General features: G+C 62.9%; 6 protein-coding genes. 4 read left to right on the top strand and 2 right to left on the bottom strand.

Annotated features, from left to right (window positions below; translation table 11 throughout):
• The first annotated feature begins 245 nt into the window (after nucleotides 1–245).
• From AB0J09_RS59710 to AB0J09_RS59725, 4 genes are all read left to right on the top strand, one after another.
• Nucleotides 246–434, top strand: a complete 189-nt coding sequence (locus tag AB0J09_RS59710) for a hypothetical protein (RefSeq protein ID WP_360712492.1) — start codon at nucleotides 246–248, stop codon at nucleotides 432–434.
• Nucleotides 435–550: 116 nt separating this feature from the next.
• Complete coding sequence (locus tag AB0J09_RS59715; RefSeq protein ID WP_360712495.1) at nucleotides 551–913, top strand: hypothetical protein; 363 nt, start codon at nucleotides 551–553, stop codon at nucleotides 911–913.
• Between the two features lie 242 nt (nucleotides 914–1155).
• The gene (locus tag AB0J09_RS59720) at nucleotides 1156–1755 is read left to right on the top strand and encodes a hypothetical protein (protein ID WP_360712497.1); all 600 of its coding nucleotides are present in this window, start codon (nucleotides 1156–1158) and stop codon (nucleotides 1753–1755) included.
• A 44-nt stretch (nucleotides 1756–1799) separates the two neighbouring features.
• Nucleotides 1800–2126, top strand: a complete 327-nt coding sequence (locus tag AB0J09_RS59725; RefSeq protein ID WP_360712500.1) for a hypothetical protein — start codon at nucleotides 1800–1802, stop codon at nucleotides 2124–2126.
• A 397-nt stretch (nucleotides 2127–2523) separates the two neighbouring features.
• On the opposite strand, the gene AB0J09_RS59730 is transcribed toward AB0J09_RS59725, so the two are convergent.
• Both AB0J09_RS59730 and AB0J09_RS59735 read right to left on the bottom strand, forming a co-directional pair.
• Nucleotides 2524–2946 carry a hypothetical protein gene (locus AB0J09_RS59730; protein ID WP_360712503.1) on the bottom strand — a complete coding sequence of 141 codons (423 nt, stop codon included), beginning with the start codon at nucleotides 2944–2946 and terminating at the stop codon, nucleotides 2524–2526.
• A 17-nt stretch (nucleotides 2947–2963) separates the two neighbouring features.
• On the bottom strand, nucleotides 2964–3512 hold a 549-nt coding region (locus AB0J09_RS59735), incomplete at its 5' end, for a transposase (RefSeq protein ID WP_360712506.1).

Consider the following 3512-nt stretch of genomic DNA (forward strand, 5'->3'; position numbering starts at 1 on the left):
CGGACGGCGGCGGGACACCGGGCCGGGCACCGCACGCCGGCCCCGCCGTACCGACCCGAACGCGCCGACCGGGGTTGCCGCGCCGCCGCAGAGATGCAGCCCTACGATCGCCACTGCATGGCTGGACGCCGTACGTGCTTGGGGGCGATCGACGATCCAGGGTTCGTTCCTCACCCTGGCTCACCGAGTAACGGGCTGATCGCCGTGCTTGACCAGTGGACTGGTGGATTGCAGGGTGAGGAACTATGGGAAGGAGACGCTACGTCGCCAGAGGTGTTCCCGGCGGTTACCGGATCTGGGACAACAAGGCGCGCCGCTGGTGGGGCGACTTCTACGAGTTATGCCCTGACGACCTGCTCGACGAGCTGAACGGCGCGCGTAACTACGACAAAATCACGGCCCTGCTCAAGCGTTATAGAGCTATGCAACGATAGGCCGCGCTCCCGCGAACACCAGATGTCTGCCGGCAGCCGAAAAGCAGATCAGCAGGGCGGGCGTGCGCGATGTCAGACTGCTGCTGTCCGTGGGCGTCCTCGAGTATGGTCCTGTCATGGAGATCCCCGAGCTGGCGGAACTGATCTGGCTCTTCGAGGACGAGCCGCAAGGCGAGGACGAGGACGTTCATTGGCCCGTCGGCCTCCACTCATTTCAACTCACCCGAGGCGCGATATCGGTCCTCTTCTCCATCGATCCCACGGCGGGTGAGGCGTATATCAGCCTCTACGTGGACGGCGAGGAGATCACGTCCATCAAGCGGCTGCGGCGTCTCGGGAGACTGTCGGTTGAGCGCGAGCGGTCCGGCCACGAAGAGCTGAAGCTGTGGTTCCGGGAGGACTACAAGGAGCCGGTTGTGCTCCAGACCAAGCCTAAAATCGGGCTCTCATGGGACGTGAAGTGTCTCGGCGAGTGGTAGCCAGGGCACAGGTGGGTGGGCTGATCACAGTGAGAGCGACTGCCGATTCAGCGGGAGCCACCTTGGGAGCCACCCGAACGGACGATCATGAACTGCGGCGGACGGGGACGTACGGCGAGGATGCCGCCAGGCGAGGTGGCGGACGCCTGCGAACGCCCATGAAGATCGTTTGGGGACCTTGTAAACAGAAGGTCCCGGCTAGGATGGCCTGCTGAGCAGGAACTCGGATCGACCACAATCAGATGGTGGACCTGCAAGATTCTCTACTTCTCCAAGCCGCCAGGATGTGTCCCGCCGATATCCGGACCGAAGAGACCGGCATCAGCGTTGCCGACGTGCTGGATTACGTGAAGCATGATGAGTGGGAGATGGCCCTGCTCCTTCTCGAAGACTTGGGTGACGCACATCCTCAGCCGCCTCAGTTTTGGAGTCTGCTGGCCGAGGCCGCACGCCAGATGTGGCTGCATAGAGATGTCGACTGGTGCGAATGGCGGGTCGCAGAGGCGCGCGCCGGCGTGGTTCGGGCGGAACTCTGTCTCACGCCCAGAGAGGATGGCGGCCGTCCTCTGCCCATACCTCCCGGCCACGTCCTCAAGCCGTTGTGGGATGTCGGCCTTCGCACACCCGAGGGCGATCCCCTCTTCTGTACCGCCGCACTGTGGATCGAAGGCCGAGATCCTCTGGAACCAGGTGGATGTGCGTCAGCGAGACTGGCACCCTTCACTTTCGATCACTGGCAATACCTGAAGCCAGGTGATGAGGTCACCATGCACGAGATGCGGCCACCAGTCGGGGTGGCGCGCGTCATCGCGGTCGCTCCGCCGGTGACCCCGTCCTCCTAGCTGCAGTTTCTCGCCGTATCGGGCCGTTCAAGGAGCACCCCCGAGTGTTCTTGGTCCGGGTCGAACCGACCGAGGGCAACCATGAGTACGCCTCGTTAACGCGTGAACTCGCTTCGCAGGTATCCGTGGAAGAGAGAGAACGGGCTGTATCTCGATCGCTCTTCTTGGCGCAGGAAAAGGTAGCCGGCAACGACCCGGCCGGAGAACTGATCGTTGCTGACAGTGAAGGTCACAGCATCCACCGTGCCGCTTGGGGGGTCGTCGATGTCGATGACAAGACCACCGTCCATCGTCGCCGGAAGACTAATCTGGCGGACGGCCTTGAAGAGCAACTCGATGTGAGGTGCGGTCGGGTCGAATTCCGTCCGTAGTACAAGCTCGCTATGCGTGGGCACGTAGCTCCATAGCCTGAAGTGGCGATTCGGGAAGCTGAGAGGAAGAGGTAGCCGGCCGGGGAAGCGATCGTGGTCTACGGCGAGAGCCCACCACGGCCAGGTCCATCAAGCAAGACCTCAGCGCCTGATCGTCAGGCCATTAGCGGGCCATTAAGGGCGGTCAACAGCGGACACTCATGGTCGCTCGTGGTCTTCCTCTCACCGAGGTGGCGGCCGTTTCGCCTGAAGATCAGGCCGATTTGCAAGCAGGAAGTCAGGAGTTCGAATCTCCTAGGCTCCACCCCAGGTCAAAGGCCGCTTCCCGTGATCGGGAAGTGGCCTTTTCGATCTTGTGCAGCTGCAAAGTACAGCTACGGCGACAACTCACCCTGCGTTAGGCGTTCGGCTCTCGCGAGAGGGAGTCGACGAAGGCCTCGGCTTCTGACTGGCTCATGTCCTCGGTGCTTCGCACAAGGAAGACGGCCTCCTTCCGGCTACCGGCTTCGATCAGCTTGCGAACCCTGGTGGATAGATCTCCCTCATCGAACACTGGGAAGCCCGGCAGGACCCCACCAGCGCGCAGAACCTCTGCGACTTCCACCGCGGTTTGCCGGGATACCTGGGATTCCTTGCGGATCAGCTCTACGGCGTCGCGGAACCTGTCTGCCTCAATGAGGTCGTGGGCTCGGACCTGAACGCCGACAGGAGTGATGTGGTCCAGGCCGACGTAGATGCGCACCACCTTGCGCCGTCCCATCCACCTGCTGATCCCGATCCCGATGATCACCAGCAGCAGGACAAGGAGAATCGACTCCACCGCGTCTAAGCCAAACATTATCGGGTGGTCGGGGTCAGGCGGCCTTCGAAGGTGATGGCGAAGGCGTTCAGGGCGGCTTTCCAGCGGGTGATCCAGCGTTTGCGGCCCTTGCCGGTCGGGTCCAGGCTCATGATCGCCATGTAGACGCACTTGAGTGCGGCTTGCTCGTTCGGAAAGTGGCCGCGGGCCTTGACCGCCCGCCGGATGCGGGCGTTGACCGACTCGATGGCGTTGGTCGAGCAGATCACCCGGCGGATCTCGGTGTCGAAGTTGAGGAAGGGCACGAACTCGGCCCAGGCGTCCTCCCACAACTTCACGATCGCCGGGTACTTCCCGCCCCATGCCTCGGCGAACTCGTAGAAGCGCTCCAGTGCCGCGGCCTCGGTCGGGGCGGTGTAGACCGGCTTGAGCGCCTTGGCGATGGCGTCCCAGTGCTGGCGGGCGGCATATCGGAACGAGGCGCGCAGCAGATGTAGTTGTAAGGAAACAACACGATGCTTCTCGGTTTCCGGTTCGATGGGGTGGTATGGCCATCCCGGGCGAGGTCCGCGGTCAGCTCGCGGCGC

This window comes from Nonomuraea sp. NPDC049784 (assembly GCF_040659615.1).
In the GTDB taxonomy this organism is placed as follows: Bacteria; Actinomycetota; Actinomycetes; order Streptosporangiales; family Streptosporangiaceae; genus Nonomuraea.